At 54.5% G+C, this 17,228-nt stretch carries 14 protein-coding genes; 7 read left to right on the top strand and 7 right to left on the bottom strand.

All coding sequences use genetic code 11. The features are described 5' to 3' along the window. Positions 1–91: 91 nt before the first annotated feature. Positions 92–1,939: a UbiD family decarboxylase gene (locus tag MHH78_RS25665; RefSeq protein WP_341169263.1), complete on the top strand. Its 1,848-nt coding sequence runs from the start codon at positions 92–94 to the stop codon at positions 1,937–1,939. Positions 1,940–2,403: 464 nt separating this feature from the next. Here MHH78_RS25665 and MHH78_RS25660 read toward each other — a convergent pair whose 3' ends face one another. The 3 genes from MHH78_RS25660 to MHH78_RS25650 all read right to left on the bottom strand — a co-directional run bounded on the left by MHH78_RS25660 (position 2,404) and on the right by MHH78_RS25650 (position 6,443). After that, complete coding sequence (locus MHH78_RS25660) at positions 2,404–3,576, bottom strand: copper amine oxidase N-terminal domain-containing protein (protein ID WP_341169262.1); 1,173 nt, start codon at positions 3,574–3,576, stop codon at positions 2,404–2,406. A 143-nt stretch (positions 3,577–3,719) separates the two neighbouring features. Then, positions 3,720–5,117: a transcriptional regulator gene (locus MHH78_RS25655; protein WP_341169261.1), complete on the bottom strand. Its 1,398-nt coding sequence runs from the start codon at positions 5,115–5,117 to the stop codon at positions 3,720–3,722. 168 nt (positions 5,118–5,285) lie between these two features. Beyond that, positions 5,286–6,443 carry a glycosyltransferase family 4 protein gene (locus tag MHH78_RS25650; protein ID WP_341169260.1) on the bottom strand — a complete coding sequence of 386 codons (1,158 nt, stop codon included), beginning with the start codon at positions 6,441–6,443 and terminating at the stop codon, positions 5,286–5,288. A 240-nt stretch (positions 6,444–6,683) separates the two neighbouring features. Here MHH78_RS25650 and MHH78_RS25645 point away from each other — a divergent pair, with 240 nt between their 5' ends. Further along, positions 6,684–6,872: a hypothetical protein gene (locus tag MHH78_RS25645; RefSeq protein ID WP_036725406.1), complete on the top strand. Its 189-nt coding sequence runs from the start codon at positions 6,684–6,686 to the stop codon at positions 6,870–6,872. Positions 6,873–7,373: 501 nt separating this feature from the next. On the opposite strand, the gene MHH78_RS25640 is transcribed toward MHH78_RS25645, so the two are convergent. Continuing rightward, on the bottom strand, positions 7,374–8,360 hold the full coding sequence (locus MHH78_RS25640; protein WP_341169259.1) for a zinc dependent phospholipase C family protein: 987 nt from the start codon (positions 8,358–8,360) through the stop codon (positions 7,374–7,376). Positions 8,361–8,594: 234 nt separating this feature from the next. On the opposite strand from MHH78_RS25640, the gene MHH78_RS25635 reads away from it, so the two are divergent. Next, a complete protein-coding gene (locus MHH78_RS25635) occupies positions 8,595–9,614 on the top strand; it encodes an AraC family transcriptional regulator (protein ID WP_341169258.1) in 1,020 nt (339 codons plus the stop codon). A gap of 148 nt (positions 9,615–9,762) precedes the next feature. Continuing rightward, positions 9,763–10,557, top strand: a complete 795-nt coding sequence (locus tag MHH78_RS25630; RefSeq protein WP_341169257.1) for an SDR family NAD(P)-dependent oxidoreductase — start codon at positions 9,763–9,765, stop codon at positions 10,555–10,557. A gap of 87 nt (positions 10,558–10,644) precedes the next feature. Here the strand turns inward: MHH78_RS25630 and MHH78_RS25625 are convergent, their stop codons facing one another. The 3 genes from MHH78_RS25625 to MHH78_RS25615 are packed head-to-tail and all read right to left on the bottom strand — an operon-like array spanning position 10,645 to position 13,695. Beyond that, a complete protein-coding gene (locus MHH78_RS25625) occupies positions 10,645–11,124 on the bottom strand; it encodes a GNAT family N-acetyltransferase (RefSeq protein ID WP_341169256.1) in 480 nt (159 codons plus the stop codon). Then, positions 11,117–12,934 (bottom strand): family 20 glycosylhydrolase, encoded by a 1,818-nt coding sequence (locus tag MHH78_RS25620; protein WP_341169255.1) that lies wholly within the window; start codon positions 12,932–12,934, stop codon positions 11,117–11,119. Before MHH78_RS25620 ends, MHH78_RS25625 begins: the two co-directional genes overlap by 8 nt. Further along, positions 12,931–13,695, bottom strand: a complete 765-nt coding sequence (locus MHH78_RS25615) for a sugar isomerase domain-containing protein (protein ID WP_081751153.1) — start codon at positions 13,693–13,695, stop codon at positions 12,931–12,933. The genes MHH78_RS25620 and MHH78_RS25615 overlap by 4 nt, the downstream gene beginning before the upstream one ends. Before the next feature lie 353 nt (positions 13,696–14,048). Here MHH78_RS25615 and MHH78_RS25610 point away from each other — a divergent pair, with 353 nt between their 5' ends. From MHH78_RS25610 to MHH78_RS25600, 3 genes are all read left to right on the top strand, one after another. Further along, entirely contained in the window at positions 14,049–14,903 is an 855-nt protein-coding gene (locus tag MHH78_RS25610; protein WP_036725519.1) for a carbohydrate ABC transporter permease, read from the top strand. Between the two features lie 67 nt (positions 14,904–14,970). After that, positions 14,971–15,759 carry a carbohydrate ABC transporter permease gene (locus MHH78_RS25605; protein WP_051478036.1) on the top strand — a complete coding sequence of 263 codons (789 nt, stop codon included), beginning with the start codon at positions 14,971–14,973 and terminating at the stop codon, positions 15,757–15,759. A 104-nt stretch (positions 15,760–15,863) separates the two neighbouring features. Beyond that, positions 15,864–17,225, top strand: coding sequence for an ABC transporter substrate-binding protein (locus MHH78_RS25600; RefSeq protein WP_341169254.1), 1,362 nt, complete (start codon positions 15,864–15,866; stop codon positions 17,223–17,225). Positions 17,226–17,228 lie beyond the last annotated feature (3 nt).

Raw genomic sequence — 17,228 nt, 5'->3', positions numbered from 1 at the left:
CTGGAAAGGTTGCCCTGGCGGCAATTGACCTGACGGACACACTCATTGATAATAAAGAGGTTCATATTCTTGAGAGAATGGGAGTAGAAGCATGTCATATCGCAATATGGAAGAATGTATTATTGACCTGGAGAAGCATGGGCATTTAATTCGCATACATGAAGAGGTGGACCCGCATCTGGAGATGGCGGCGATACATATGAAGGTCTATGAAGCAGGCGGTCCCGCTCTGCTGTTCGAGAAGGTCCGGGGCTCGAAGTACCGGGCGGTCTCGAATCTGTTCGGAACAATCGAGCGCAGTAAGTTCATCTTCCGCGACACGTGGGATTCATCGCAGGCGGTCATCGCCCTGCGCAGCAATCCCATGAAGGCGCTCAAGCAGCCCTTTAGATATATCGGGACAGGCCTTGCCGCCCGCAAAGCGCTGCCAATTAAGAAGGGCAGCGGCGTGCCGGCCGGGTTCGAGGAGATTCAAATCTCCGATCTTCCGCAGATTAAGCACTGGCAGGGCGACGGCGGGGCGTTCGTCACGCTTCCGCAGGTGTACTCCGAAGATCCCGATAAGCCGGGCATCATGAACTCCAATCTGGGGATGTACCGTATTCAGCTTAGCGGCAACGAATATGAGCTGAATAAGGAAGTGGGCGTCCATTACCAGATTCACCGCGGCATCGGCATTCATCAGGCCCACGCGAACAGACGCGGCGAGCCGCTGAAGGTTAGCTGCTTCATCGGCGGCCCGCCTGCGCATACGCTCTCGGCGGTGATGCCGCTGCCGGAGGGCTTAAGTGAAATGACCTTTGCCGGGCTGCTCTCGGGGCGTCATTTCCGCTATAGCTATGTAGACGGCTTCTGCGTCAGCAGCGATGCTGACTTCGTGATTACCGGAGAGATTCATCCCGGGGAGACGAAGCCGGAGGGGCCGTTCGGCGATCATCTGGGCTACTATAGCCTGACTCACCCGTTTCCGGTGATGAGAGTACACAAGGTTTACGCCAAAAAAGGGGCTATCTTCCCCTTCACGGTGGTCGGTCGTCCGCCGCAGGAGGACACTGCCTTCGGAGAGCTCATCCATGAGCTGACCGGTGGGGCGATCCGCTCGGAGATTCCCGGCGTGAAGGAGGTACATGCGATAGATGCTGCGGGAGTGCACCCGCTGCTGTTCGCGATCGGCAGTGAGCGGTATACCCCGTATCAGCAGCTTAAGCAGCCTGCAGAGCTGCTGACGATCAGCAACCGGATTCTCGGAACCGGACAGCTCAGTCTGGCGAAATATCTGTTCATCACGGCAGAAGAGGACAAGCCGGTCAGCACGCATGATATCGCCGGATTCCTGACCTACATTCTGGAGCGGATCAATCTGCGCCGCGATATTCACTTCCAGACGAACACGACGATCGATACGCTGGATTATTCCGGTACGGGGATCAACAGCGGAAGCAAGGTAGTCTTCGCAGCCGTAGGGGAGCAGAAGCGGAGCTTGTGCACGAAGGTGCCTGAGGTTCTTCAGCGGGTGGAGCAGGGCTGGGGTCCGGCGGCCATGATTATGCCGGGGATTGTCGCCATGCAGGGGAAGCCGTTCCGGGATTACGCCTCGGCGGCAGAGGAAATCTCCGGCCTGAGCGCTGCCATTGCAGCGCTGGGGGCGCTTGAATCCTGTCCGATGATTATTCTATGCGATGACAGCAGCTTCATGTCGGAGTCGCTGAACAACTTCCTGTGGGCGACCTTCACCCGCAGCAATCCGTCCCATGACATCCATGGGGTGAACAGCACAGTAGAGCATAAGCACTGGGCTTGTGATAATGTGATCATCGATGCCCGGGTGAAGCCGCATCAAGCGCCGCCGTTAATTCCTGACCCCGAGGTGCAGCTGAGGATTGAGCGGGTTTTTAGTGAAGGAGCAAGCTTGGGTGGACTGCGGAGCCGTAAGGGGTGAAGCAGCACTTCTATAACCGCTGAAAAGAGGGGTTGTATGGCTGAGCTATTCGGGGTGCTTTTCGAAGTTGTGCTGGAGCTCGTATTGGGCCGTAAGGACCGCAAGCGGAGGAGAGAACGAAGAAGACAGAGAAGAATAGAGCGGAGAATGAGAAGGCAGGGGCGTTTGTAGACGCCCTGTCTTTCATTTGGTGGGTGTTGGATGTTGGGCGCATAAACGTCATTTATTGTAATGATGACGTTTATGCGCTTTTTTTGTCGTGGCGGAAAATGTATGCGAAAACAAACATGTCTTTCAAGGCACAACTCCAGCATAAAAATGCGCATCACGGAGGTGTGCAGACCAAATGTAATCGAAAAACCGAACACAATTGGACTGGAGGCGCCGCGTAGGTCGTGCGTTTATCGCAAGAGACGTATTTTCACAGAAAAACCGAGCTCAATCGAATGTGAAAGTGTAGCTGCTCAGTTCTGGCTGCCGGGCCATGTGTAGGTCTTGATGATATCCTGGCTGCCGTCCATTCTGTGAAGCTTGAAGGTGAAGACATTGTCAGTACGTCCGGTGAAGTAGATATAGTCTCCCGGGAACATAAAATCGGGCTGCTCTACTTCGCGCTGGCGCTCTGCACTGAGCAGCTGCTTATATAACACAGTCTGCTTACCGGTAGCACGGTCAACAAGGGTCAGGAAGGCGGTGTCTGTAGGACGGACCAGCAGAACATCCGGGTAGACGGCTTCGACATTGTAGTAGACATCCTGGGCAACGGTTGCACCCAGCAGTTTAGGTATATCTACGGTCTCGCTGACAGCTCCAGTTCCATCCTCAATGAGCCTTAGTGTGCGGCCATCATTGAATACCAGCTTGCCGTCAGCCCAGACCGGGGCTGTGCCGAAGGAGGTATGGATATTCGTATGCCCTTGGCGGATCACACTGTTGTTCTTCACTAGATAGGTATAATACTCCGCATGCACATGGGGCTCGCCATACGAATTGACGACTTGAAGCAGTGTCAGACCGGCGGGTGTGCGCTCGAAAGTGAAATCCACTACATCCAGTCCTCTGCCGAGAACAGCAAGCTTATGCTTAGTGTTCTGCTTCGTAGTCAGATACAGCTCCCCGCTGTCCAGCGACAAGGAGTACACTCCGCCGTCGAACACTTCTGAATAACCGCGGTACATATGCAGACCGTTGGCCCGTATTGTATTGGTGGCGGCATCCCATCTTACGGGCCCGCCTTCAAGAGCCGCCACCACAAACTTGACGGGTACATACAACTGCTTATCCGCCATATAAGGTGTACCTCCAAGGGAGACCTTCTTCCCGTCCAGTACGCCGGTGGATTGACCAAGCTTCATGCTGAAGCTTTTGTTCCACCCGTTGAAGGTAGCGGTTTTGTCTGCATTACTCCACTTGCCCTCAAGACCCATGATTGTGACCAGGTTAGCGGGCATATAAGAGACTCCGTTCTTGATCTGTGCGGTGCCTCCGGCCATGCCTGATATCCCGCTTCCGTTGCTGTAGGTTAATTGAAGTTGTACCTTCGGGGCGGGCTTGGCCGAAGCCGGAACGGCTTCAGCTCCTCCGGTCAGAGCCAGTGCAAGTGCGGGGAGGAGTAATAACCTCCGGGTGATCTTCATGTTCATCATCCTTTCTGGGGGCGCGGCAGCTGCTAAATCAGCCGTCCCCCGTACCGTGACCCATAGGCTGAACCACGGATTGTACAGTAGCCTTTGTTACAGATTCATAACCCTCCAGGGGGTGAATAGCTATAACGGCCAAGCTACATGACACTAGAAGCATAATCAATTTTCTTATCATTGGATTCTTGCACCTCTCCAATCAGAAGTCTGTATTGTTCTGTCTGTTCCTCAGTGGCTTGATGCCGGAATTGTTCAAACAGATTCACACATTTAATGATTATGCTATCACTCTTTATTTTAGCAGAGGATTCAAGACTTTGGAGCAGGAAGCCCATTCCTTCCAGGCGGTGATTGCGTAAATAATAGTTGGCTAATTCCGCCAGAAAGGTAGAGTACTGGTCGGCCAGGATCTGCTGGTTGTGAAGCCCGCCGAAGTCCTTCAGATTGGTCCGGTAAGGGATATAGGAAGGGAACTGTTCAAGCACCTCATCCACATTCCAGGAGAAGCGGTTGGCTGAGATCACAATATGGTACAGGGCTACAAAGATCTCACTGGCATGCGGAGCAATATAGGCCACATATTCAGGCAGCACTCCATAGTCGCCGGACATCATCCGGTAGAGGAGGGTATTGGCCGTGCCCCACTCCTGGAATTGGTTCAGGATGCGCCGGGTGTCTTCCCCTTTTTCGCGTATCCAGCTCCTATCCATATATAGAGCTACATATTTCAGCGCCGATTCATAGTCCCGGAATTCTTCGCACACACTTGCCCGCATCAGATGCGAATACAGCGCATAGAAGAATACCGGCTTCTCCGGGCTTTTATCCTGGCTGTCTCTGCGCTGCGACCGGTGCAGATGGTGGTAGCTGAGCATGGCAAGACGGTGCATCTCCTGGGCCAGCGCGTCCACCTTGTCCCATTTGTGCAGCGAGTAATAGACATGCATCAGAGCTTTCAGTCCATCGAGCTGATCAGACACCTCAAGCCGTTCAATATAACATTCGAACAAAAGAGCAGCCTGGAGGTTGAGTGTCTGGCTGTCTCCTAGGGCAATGCGGAACAAACGGTACTGGCAGAGGGCCAGCCGCTCGGAATGCTGATACTTCTCGCTCGCGCTGATATTCTTGTACAGCACGGCTGCCGCCTGCCAGTGATGCTGCTGGAACAAGTCCTCGGCCACTTCAAAAAGCATCGGAGCATAGGTTAGGTTGTCCAGCAGATTTTTGACTACTAGCTCTATACAGTCCAGCCGCCCCAGCTGCGCCGAATTCAGAATGAAGGGGCGCAGCCGCCGCCAGGTGGGTGCCGAATATAAAAAGCACTCATCGACATACATGCTATAGAAATGATCCTCCGGCAATGACATGCCCCGGGTGATCAATTTCAGGTGATTCATGGCAATCGGCTGCTGGCCGCTAAGGATACGGCTTAAGGTGCCGGAATTAACACCGGACAGAATGGAGAACTGGTTGATGGACAACTGCTGGGAATAGAGATAAGCCTCAAGATGACTGCGAATCGTTGTGAGAGGCTTCAAGGGATCACCGCCTGACTGAATTCCATATTTTGGATTATTGTATATGTGTATAATATAAGTCATTATTCCAATGGTCAATAGAGTGATGGGGAGAAACCGTGAACAATGGAAAAAAGCATTCCCACAGTCCCAGGAACGCTTAGTCTTCATAGGGGGGCAGACAGCGGATCAGGCGGTGTAAATCCCTGCTTCATTCTTGATCCTGCGGTGCTCGATGACTTCTTCATAATCCTTAATCAGTCTGTCAAAAATCTGCTCCCAGGAGCGCTGGAGAGCTTGACGCCGCCCTTCGCGGCCCATTGCGCTCCGCAGCAGGGGCCTGGCGGCGGCGGTGCAGATCTGCTCTGCCATGGCTGCCGGGCTGCGCGGCTCGAACAGCATGCCGGTGACACCGGGTGCGATCAGCTCCCGCGTTCCGCCTGCATCTGCGGCGATCACGGGAAGCCCCGACGCCATGGCTTCAAGCACGACGTTGCCGAAGGTCTCCGTGCAGGAGGGGAAGACGAACAGATCGGCGGAGGCGTACAGCTCTGCCAGCTCTTCGCCGTGTCTGGCACCGGTGAAGGTGACATTCTCCTGTGCCTGCGATTTAAGCTCAGGCAGCAGCGGGCCATCGCCGACAATCACCAGCTGAACCTTTGAACGCACGGACTCCGGCAGGAGCTGCATAGCCTGAAGGAGGGTGGTGAGATCTTTTTCCGGGGCAATCCGTCCGACATAGAGCATCATCAGCGCTGCTCCCTTGCCGTAACGCTCCCTGGTCTCTTCGCTTCGTCTCTCCGGCGAGTAGAGGGTACAGTCCACGCCTCTGGACCATAAGCGCAGCCGGGTGAAGCCCTCTATGCGCAAGCTGGTTAGGGTCTCGCGGGAAGGGGCCAGGACGGCATCGCAGGACTGGTGATACCACTTCATGTATTTCCAGTAGAGCGGGAGGATTCTTCTCATTTTGTAATATTCGAGGTAACGGTCGAAGTGGGTGTGATAGGAGGCGACATGGGGGAGCTGCTGCTTGCGGGCATACCGGAGACCGGTTAAGCCGATATTGAACGGGGTGGCGAGATGGAGCAGGTCAGGGGCGAACGCAGCCAGTTCACTCTGCATGGAGGACATGCCGGGCAGGGCCAGCCTGCACTCGGGATAGAGGAAAAAGGGGATGCTGGCCACGGGTCTGACAGGATCGGGGTAGCTGCTCTCCGGAGCGGATTTTGGAGTGAACAGCAGATGTTCAATTCCCCGGCGGTGCAGGTGGCTGGTCAGCCGGCCGAGTGTACGGGCAACGCCATTGGTCTGCGGAAGAAAAGTGTCCGTGAATAGAGCCAGACGCATCGGTATCCCTCCCAGTAATCTTGTTGCCTTGATCTTAACAACCAACTATTACTTGGAGATCAACCGCAGGTTAAACAACTTGCATGAAGAGGGGATTTTGCAGGGAGGGTCAGGAGAACCCGGGAGGACAAGGGAGGACAAGGGAAGACCAGGAGGACTAGGGAGGACTAGGGTAATAAGGTTAAAGGATGAGCGGAACGGGTATACATGAGGTATCAGGAATGAAGGAGGTATAAGGAGATGAGCAAAGATCTGCCGCCAGAGGTTCCGCCGAAGGTTGTCCCCGATGTGAAGCCGGATATCCTCCCGGAGCCGGTTGTGATCCCGCCGGAGGTTGTGCCGGAGAAGCATCCCGAAATCGTACCGCCGGAGCAGCCGGATATGGTGCCGCCGGCCCCGCCCGAGATTCTTCCGAATGATCCGCTGTAAGCTGGAATGCTGTCTGACAGAAGGATAATGTATAAATTGTGCTGAGCGCCCGGGGAACCGGGCGTTTTTATGATTATATAGGAAACTATAGTTTCCGGCTGCTGTGGAAAAGGTGAGTGTGAATTTGTGGATATGAGTTCTTGGAAAGAAGGAGAATGTATGTGAAAAACAGCATACATTGTGTTCGCTACCGGAGGGGCGTTCGGACAAGCAAGAAGTCACTGTAAAGGGAAATAGGTGGATTTTGTACACTTGCTGATGACCAAAAGCCCTCTGCTGCAACAATAGTTGGAATAACAACACTTAATTCGCACATATCCTCCAAAGTAGCGAAAAGTAACTGGAATAAATGTACAAAATGCACTTCTTACCCGATATTCTTGAGAAACCGGCGAAATTAAGATACGTTTTTCTAATTGTTTGCGGCAGGCAGCCGTCTCCTCAGCTGGAAAAGGGTGCGGCGGTAATAGAGACGTTGGCTGACGTTTGGTAGGCTCAACCTCAACTCCCAGGGAGACTTGTCCAGATCGGCTCGGCGTATTGATTCTGCAGATTCATGCTGCAATCCTTGCCGGTATCGTAGGAGCGGTTGCCCAGTGCCAGTGTGAACTGCCCAAGCTTGCGGCTTGCCGAAGCGGAGTCCTCCGTACATCCCAGCCAATCGGCAAGCGCTCCGAGCACCGTCCGTCCTTCCGCAAGGGCCGCCTCCCACAGCTCCCACACAGATTCGGTCTGCACCTCGGAATATAGTGCGGGATGCCGCCACCGGGAGTGCCGCTCATTCAGATAATCCAGCCGTTCCTCGCGGGCAGTGAGCTTCCGTGAGAACAACCGGCGGGTCCGGCCCCAGGTTATAGCCTTCTTCCAGCCCTTCGGATCATAGAGGCATTTCTGAGCCAGCACCATATCGCGGTACGCGCTCTGCCAGATCTCTGCGGGCAGTCGATCCATAGTCTCCGGGTAATGCTTAAGGGCGGTGGCATGAAGAATGCGATAAACCGGCTCAGGCAGCCGGGCACCTGTGTCAATTGTAGCCCAGGCAGCGTGCTGCCAGGTGTTCATCCCGTGCAGCCGCTTCATGAACAAAGTGTCCAGGTCAATCTCAAACCGCTGATGGGCACGGTACTTATAGCCCGCCTTCCAGTTAATATAGGGATGGAGGTTGCGGTCCAGCAGATGATGGGTCAGGAAACCGAGGAAATAGAGCTGGGCCTGAGCCGCTTCCGTTCCTTCAAGTCTCCGGGCAGCTTCCCACAAATCAACAAGTACCGGCCCGCAGCTCTGCGTATGCATCTGGTCTCCGAGATGAAGCGCCCCGGTATCTCGTCTCCAAGGAAGAAAGCTGTGATACAGCAGGAAATCCGGACCCTGACAGCCGAGATTATAGAGCCGTTGCTGTTGTTCCAGCAGATGGAGACACGGGAAACGGCTGCTGAATTCTCCGGCCAGCTGCTGGCCGAATTCAATATGCATCCAGATATTGGGCATGATTGATCCTCCTACTAGTTATGATGGATACCGTGCAGTGATAATCTGAATCCATTGTAATGCCTATATGTTAAAACAAAATAAGAAATATGTGTGAAATTAGGCAGAGCTGTACATTCCCGTACATTAAGGTAGACATGGGTAGACATGATCACGGGCACAAGAGTATTCTTATATGGCCTTAAGACAACCATAACACTGTAATATGCAACTGGCAAAAGGAGGCCCATACCTATGAAGTCCCGTTCCTCTCAACGCGTTAAAATGCCTCCGGGATTCTGGACAGGAATAAGCCGCCTGGGGATTGCTGCCCGCGACGTAGCCCGCCAGGCACAGCTCCCTGTAACGATAACAACAGAAGCCACGGTTACCACTGCCCAATATTTCGCAATCTGGCAGGCGTATTCCGAGCTTGCCGGGGATCTTGCGTCAGGCATTACCAGGCTTGCGGCCGCCTTTGACACCGCGCAGTATCCTCCCGCCGTATTAGCGACGTATCACGCCCGTGACTACCGCGATGCCTTGCACCGCATGGTCAGGTACAAACAGATGTGTCCGCCCGAAAGCCTACGGATGACTGAGGAGAACGGGCAGTGCACCATAGAACTGGAGTGGGGGCCTACAGGGCTGCCCGGTCCGCCGGTGCTGGCGGGGATCACGCTGGCTTTTCTCTTGGAGCTTGGAAGAAAGGGGACGGGTCAGCCCTTGAAGGCGCAGGCCGCCGAATTTGTCCACTCCATGGGCGATGAACAAGTGCTTGAAGCTTATTTCGGCTGCGCGATTCAAACAGGCGGGAAGTATAACCGCTTGACCCTGCTTCAAAGCCATCTGGACCTTCCCTTTGTTTCTTATAACAAAGAACTGCTGGAGATTCTTGCTCCCGCACTGGACCGCTCACTCGACGAACAGCTTGGCAGCTTCTCTGTATCCGGGAGGGTCAAGGTGATCATTGCACACTGTCTCGCAGGTGGATGTCCCGACCTCCAGACAGTTGCGAAGGAGCTTACGATGAGCGTGCGGACCTTGCAGCGCCGGCTGACTGACGAGAAGACGACCTTCAAGCAGCTATTGACACAAGTCAGACATGAGCAGGCACGGGAGTACTTGGCAAATCCTTCGCTTGATCTTAAAGAGGTGGCGTTTCTGACCGGGTATGAGGATCAGAACTCTTTCTTCCGTGCCTTCCGTCATTGGGAAGGGGTTACGCCTTCACAGTGGCGTGCGGAGCGCCTGAATGGACACCTAAATATATGAACACCTGAATGCACGAATGTGCTGAGCTGTAACTTTTGGCGTGTCCGGCAAGAAGCTTGGCGCAAGGTGCTAGTTACTGAATGATCCCAACGAGATAATATAATCACTATCCGCAACACAAGAAGATATGAATAAGGAGAAGTGCATTATGGAGATGGGATTACACAATACAACAGCACTAGTTACAGGATCAACGAAGGGTATAGGAAAAGCCATCGCCATAGAGCTTGCCAAAGAAGGCGTCAACGTGCTGGTCAATGGGCGGAATAGGGAAGAGGTGGAGCAGACTGTCCGTGAATTGAAGCTGAATTACCCGGCCACCGCTCCTCAGAATGCCGCAGCCGATATTACCGATCCTGAACAAAGACAAGCCTTATTCGCCCAATTCCCCAGCGTTGATATTCTGATCAACAGTATGGGCATTTATGAATTGATGCAGTATGAGGAAGTGGCCGATGACATCTGGGAGAAGTATTTCCGCACGAATGTGCTGGCTGCAAACGGATTAACGAAATTATATTTACCTGGAATGTTGGGCAGGAATTATGGCCGCGTGATCTTCATTGCCAGCGAAGAGGCTGTCATGCCCTCAGGACAAATGCCTCAATATGCGATGACCAAATCCATGCTGCTGTCCTTGGCCAAAAGTATATCTAAAGTGACAGCAGGGACAGAGGTTACTGTGAATACCATCATGCCTGGACCTACACTCTCAGAAAAGGTGCACCACATCATTGACGGTATGTATCCTAACGAAAATTTAACTTTTGCAGAAAAAGAGCAGAAATTCATGGCGGCCAATCTGCCGCAATCCGAATTACAGCGTTTCATCAAGCCGGTGGAAATCGGCAGGCTGGCTGCCTTTGTATGCAGTCCTTATGCAGCGGCCTTTAAAGGTTCTCCCATCCGCATGGATGGAGGGATGGTGCCGACTATATATTGATGGAGGTGTACATGCTCAACAAAAACAGCGGCACCCCGGGACGTTTAAGCCCCGGGGTGCCGCTGTTTTGTTGTATCGAGGCCGGATTCAGCCTAGTTTGATCATGTCACGGAATACGCCGGGAAAAGAATCAGGGATCGCTATCGCCCCGACGCACTTCTCATAGAACGGCAATGCGTCCTCGACCCAGCCGATGATGGCGTAGCCGTAGCCGTTCTGGCGCATCGCGGACAGGCATTCCAGCAGCAGGGCCTTCCCGATGCCCAGGCCCCGGTAATCGTCCAGCACGCCGGTCGGGCCGAAGAAGTTCTTCATCACGACATCGTGGCAGGCGAAGCCGATGACTGTGCCCTCCTTCACGGCGATATAGCAGTGGACGGGCAGCGGCGAGAAGGCGGTCTCGCATTCATTCCGCCAGCTGTCCGTGAAATGATGGCCGACAAAATCAACAATGGCCTGCTTATCTCCGGTCATCGCCCGTTTGACAGTAATGCCTTCACCCCGCAGACGCTCCAGCAGCGCCCCGTTGTCCGGCAGATCGTATAGCTTCACAAGCATATCAGGCATAAGGTTCCCCCGCTTTCTGTTCAATAATCTCAAGATCGGTAATCATCCCGCGCAGATCCGCTTCGAATAATTCCGGCCGGTAGAACCGGGAGCGGATGAACAGCTCCGCCATTTGCGGCGGAAGCAGCTCGGCAAGCACGGTCTGCATTCTTAGCTTGGCCCTCCGCAGATCCCCGTATCCGCTCCGGTATTTGTCCCGGAGGAAGGTCACCACTTCCTCGCTGTCCGGCGACATCGCTCCGCGGAAGAGGAAGGTGTGCAGCGGGGAGCGGCGCTGCGCCGGGATCTCATACTGAATCATGGCGTCGATCAGCTCAGCTGTCAAGCGGTTCTTGTTCACATCCGCAAGCAGCTGCGGAATTAGGGAATAATAATCGGTTACCGCATAATCCGCCCATTCTTCACCGGTCAGCCGCTCTGCGGGCAGCCCGTGGAACTGGTGCAGGAACCGGACCAGGAAGGAAGAGATATCCGCTCCGGCCTTCCAGCTCTGCTCTGCGGCCAGGAAGGCCGGATAACGCGAGGTCTCGAACAGTCCGTATGGACTGCCCAGCGAGAACGGGCAACCCCAATTCGTATGGATAATACCATCCAGCTGCTCCGAGCGGGCCAGCTCAATCCAGTCCTGCACATTCCTGACCCGGTTATGAATCACCGGATAATTCTGGTCGCCGTTATCATCCCAGCAGCGTACAGAGGAGGCGCCGAGGGTCTCGATGCCCGCGTCCCTGAGCTTGTGGAGAATCAGCCGGGCATCCGCCTTCATCCGGTGTCCGCCGTAGATCCAGACGACAACTACAACCCGTTTGTCCAGCACGGCTATCTCTTCCGCAGTAGCGTGCATGATCATATCATGCCAGATCATCGGTATCTTGCCGAGGCTGACCGTCTTCTCGGCCAGCTGATTGACGAAGCGGATGAAGGAGGCCTCCGGAGTAAGCCCGGACCTCCTGCAGTCTTCACAGGTGCCGAGCGTCCAGACTTCATCACAGCCCAGATGAAGATATTCGCTGTGCGGATGAAGGGCAGCCACTTCCTCCAGAATGCCGGCCATCATCTCGAAGGAGCCTGCACGGTGCGGGCACAGCTCCGAGACCGTCTCCGGGACCTCGCGCAGACCGATATAAGCCGGATGCTTCAGGATATATTCCAGATGGCCGAAGGACTGCTGCTTCGGAATCACGGTGACGAAGTGGTCATATGCGGTCTTGAGCAGCCGCTGGTGTTCTTCTTCAGTGAAGGCAAGCTCAGGATGCCGCAGGAAATCCAGCTTACCGAAGGGCAGCTTGTCTTCATATTCGATGACCAGCGTATTGATCTTATAATCGGCCATCTCTGCGATATACTCCAGGATATGCTCATAGGTCGGGTAGACCGTGCGCAGATCGAGATAATCGCTGCGCAGCTTCAGCTCCGCCCAGTCGGCAACCGTAAGTGCAGGCACAGTGCCTTTGCCGGAGGTTATCAGCTGCTCCAGCGTCTTAATGCCGTAGAACAGGCCGGACGCACTGAGCGCATACAGCTCAATCCGGTCCGTGTCTGTAATCAGCACGTAGCCGTCATGCTTGCCCTCAACCCGCCGGGCCATCAGCGGGTTGAGCGGGGTACCGTCCGTGACCAGGGAGAATACACCGCTGCCGTCATGCGTAGTACGCACCGTCACCTCTGTGAATATCCTTTGCGCTGCCGTGAGCAGCCGGACATCCTTCACGGGGAGCTGAAGCTGCACCTTCCAGCCGCGAATACCGCTGACCGGCTCCGGTCCCCGGCTCTGCACCACCTGAGGCTCTGGAATCAGCTGAAGGTTCATAGCCAGCGGACCCGGCCTTTGAAGCGTTCAATGAAGCGGTTATTCCACTCATCCCCGCCGGGAGCGTTGCCGCTGCGCCAGACCGGCACCTCGATCCCTTTCGCTCCGAGACAGGCCGCTGTAGTCATCATCAGGGAATTGAGCAGAAAAGCGTTGGCGAAGGTGGAGGTCGAACCCATCTTCGGTTCAATCCCGTCAATATGCAGCGCAGCGTCACCGGGCTTCACCTTGCTGTCCAGGACATAGTCGCACAGCTCATACAGATTCTGCCCTGAAGGGTGGCGGGCAATATGATCCTTAGGCGTAGCTTCAGCATGGCCGACCGAAGTAACGGCAATCGTTGTGACTCCCCGGCGCCGGGCTTCTACAGCCGCATCGACACAGGCGGTGTTAATGCCGTAAGCATTGGCAAGAATCAGAATATCGCCCTCGCCCAGCCGGTTGTCTTCAATAACAAGTGTTCCGTAGCCGGGAGTGCGTTCAACGGCCATCGAGCGCAGGGCGCCGTTCGAGATCATTGTGCCTTCATCTAATATGGCGCTGATATGCATCAGGCCGCCGGCGCGGAAGAAGACCTCAGTCGCATTCATATTGGAATGGCCGCCCGGGCCGTAGAGGTAGACCAGCTTGTCCTGTGCGATATGATCCGCAAGCAGCTCTGCCACCTGCTGCAGCTTGTCCTGCGGTTCGTTCCGGATCTCATTCAGCAGCTCAACAATAGTATCCATATAAGCGGACATAATATCTGGCTTGGCGTTCATCTGGATTCCTCCTAAAAGTTTATAAGTACAAGCCCGTGTGTGCTTGCCTAGAAGATAACAAAGCGGGCAAACCAAGTAAATCAACTATTTTGCGCAAATCCGCACCGTTTTTGACCGATTTGCACCAGCAGTGTACCAGATGACCGGGGAACGCTGATCATCCGCAGCAGCAGGTAAAAATTTTTCTGAACGGGTCAGGATCGTGACTTATGTAAAATTCTTTGCTTTTCTATAATGAGAGATAAGATCACGCAAGAGGGGGGACAGAGCCTTTGAAGACGTCAGTTACCTTACCGCAGTCCCATCAGACACCAACCGCCGGCAGCAGAAAAAGAAAACGGATAGAAGCGGGGATGGGCTACTTTTTCGTCGGTCCCATGCTGCTGGGGGTGCTGGTATTTACGCTTATTCCGATGATATTCTCCTTCATGCTCAGCTTCACCAAATGGTCGTTCGTTACCGGGTTTGACAAGATCCGCTGGAGCGGCCTCGATAATTTCCGCCAGCTGTTCCAGGATGAGGTGTTCCTGAAGTCGCTGGGCAATAACTTCATTATGCTGCTGGCCGTACCCGTCGGGATGGCGATCGCGCTGATCCTCGGGGTAATTATCACGAGTCATGTATATGCGCCGGGTGCCTTCAAGGTCATCTACTTCATGCCCCAGATATCCAGTGTAGTTGCTGTGGCGGTAGTGTGGCAGGTACTCTTCCATCCTTCGTACGGTCCGGTCAACGGTTTCCTGTCGGCGATCGGGGTGGACAATCCGCCCAAATGGCTGGCCGATCCCACGTATGCGCTTCCATCGGTCATGCTGCTGATGATCTGGATTGACCTTGGGGTCTCGCTGATTATCTACATTGCCGGGATCAAGAATATCCCTGCCGACTTGTATGAAGCGGCGACGATTGACGGCGCCTCCAAGCTCGCCCAGTTCCGCTCCATTACCTTTCCGCTGCTGACGCCGACGACCTTTTTCCTGCTGGTGACCGGGATTATCGGCAATTTCAAATCCTTCGCCCTGGTCAAGGTGCTGACGGACGGCGGACCGGCTAACTCCACTTCTGTCGTAGTGTACGACATGTACCAGACCGCATTTGTCGATCTTCAGACCGGTTATGCTTCATCCATGGTCATGATTCTGTTCGTCATCGTGCTTGCCATTACCGGCCTGCAGTGGCTGGGACAGCGTTATTGGGTCAATTACTAGATAAGGGAGGCACATACCTGTGAGAATAGGCAATCTGGACTGGGGAAAAGCCATCATCACCCTGATCATGGCACTGCTGGGCATTGTGTTTCTGCTCCCTTTTATATGGATGCTGTCCGCTTCGCTCAAGCCTGAGGCCGATGTGTTCAAATATCCGATCGAATGGATTCCGCAGACATGGAGGGCGGCGTTCAACTATCATTCCGTCTGGTTCGGCAAAGCCAACTTCACCCTGTATTACTGGAACTCGATTAAAGTCACAGCGCTCACGACACTTCTCTCTGTAGCGGTGTCCAGCATGGCGGCCTATGGTTTCACCAAGATCCGTTTTCCCGGCAGAAATGCACTTTTCGTACTAGTGCTGGCCACTTATATGATTCCTGCGGAAGCTACGCTGGTGCCGCTGTTCATTATCTTCCGCTCCACCGGCCTGTACGATACACATCTGGGCCTGATCCTGCTTGGCGGGTTCAGCGTGCTGGGCACCTTTCTGCTCCGCCAGTTTTTTGCCTCACTCTCGAATGAGTATATCGAATCGGCGCAGATCGACGGCGCGGGACATATCCGTATCTTCCTCTCGATTCTGTTCCCGCTGGTCCGTCCCGCCATTGCCACTTATGCCATTCTGCGGTTCATCTGGACCTGGAATGATTTTCAGACGCCGCTGGTCTTCCTGAACAGCAAGACACTTTATACGCTTCAATTGGGCATGAATGCTTTCGCTGACCGCAACGGCGCCTTCTATTCGCTCATCATGGCGGCTTCGGTCTCGGCGATTGTCCCGCTGCTGGTCGTGTTCATCCTCGGGCAGAAGCAGGTGATCGAAGGTATTTCCTTGGGGGGGGTGAAGGGGTGAGGGCTGGCAAGTTCCCGGAAGCTGCATAACCGGAAGACAGGCGGGCGGATAGGATGGTCAGGGAGTGCATGGAACTGTAGACTACATTAGAAGGGGTGTTAGTAATGAAAAAGAATGTGTTCGCTCTGGTATGGATCATCGTGCTTCTGGTAGCCCTGGCAGGCTGTGGCAATTCAAACAACACCAATGGTGCAACTCCCACTTCCGGCAGCACGGCTGCACCGGAGGCGGGGGAGAGTGCTGCACCTTCCGCAGAACCGGTAACGATCAAAGTCGCCAACTGGTCGCCTGCGGCGGATATGGAACCGATTCTGCAGGCGTACGAGGATTCCCATCCGGGAATTACACTGGAATACGTGGAGCTGGCTGACAACGGCGATTCGGTTGCCGGGATGAAGAAGCTGGATCTGCTCGTCGCATCCGGCGAGAACCTGGATGTGGTATTCATGCCGGGGGCAACCGACTATTCACAGCGTGCCGGACTCGGACTGCTGGCTCCGCTGAATGACCTGATCAGCAAGGAAGGCATTACGCTGACAGACGAGTATACGGTTGATCCATCCGTTGACGGCAAGGTATATGCACTTCCGGATACGCTGGAGAATTATTTCGTCCTGCTGAACAAGGACAAGCTGGATGCGGCAGGCTTAGCCGTTCCCACTGAATGGAGCTGGGACGATTACCTTGATTACGCAGCCAAGCTGACCAGCGGCACCGGGCCGTCCAAGACCTTCGGTACGTATTTCCATACCTGGGCCATGTACTGGGAGCTGGCCGTCATCAACCAGGAGAAGGACAATAATCTGGTCAACAATGGTGTCCTTAATATTGATAGTGCGGGTATCCGCCAGTCCCTGGAGCTGCGCAGCAAGGCAGAGGCATCGGGAGTAGCGGTGCCGTATGCCGACACCATCTCCCAGAAGCTCGCGTACCGCTCGGAATTCTTCACCGGACATGCCGCGATGATCGTGACCGGCAACTGGATGATCGGCGAAGCAGGCGGGTCGGAAGAATTCCCTGCAACCTTCACTACCGCGTTCGCTCCGATGCCGTCCAATAGTGCCGGACAACCTGCGGGAGTCAGCATTGCCAACGGCAACTATGTAGGAATTCTGGAGAAGTCGGCACATCAGCAGGAAGCCTATGATTTCATCCGCTGGTACTCCACAGAGGGCGAGCAGATGCAGAATGTATATTCCGCGTGGAAGAAGCAGGATGTGGACAAGTTCATTGCCGGCGTCAAATCGGGTGCCATGAGCCCCGACAAGATTGACGAAGCCTCACTGGCCTATGTAATTAAGAATGCCAAGCCCGCACCGCTCAGCGTGCCGCCGACCTATCAAGGCGAGCTGGAAACAGCCTTTACCAAAGAAACCGAGCTGTACATCCTGAAACAGCAGGATCTGGAGACTACCATCAAGAAGGCGCAGGCTGAGCTGCAGAAGATTGTAGACGCCAACAAGTAAAAA

It is taken from the genome of Paenibacillus sp. FSL H3-0333 (assembly GCF_038002805.1).
GTDB classification, from domain to species: domain Bacteria; phylum Bacillota; class Bacilli; order Paenibacillales; family Paenibacillaceae; genus Paenibacillus_AQ; species Paenibacillus_AQ silagei.
This window is presented reverse-complemented; position numbering and strand designations above follow the sequence as displayed.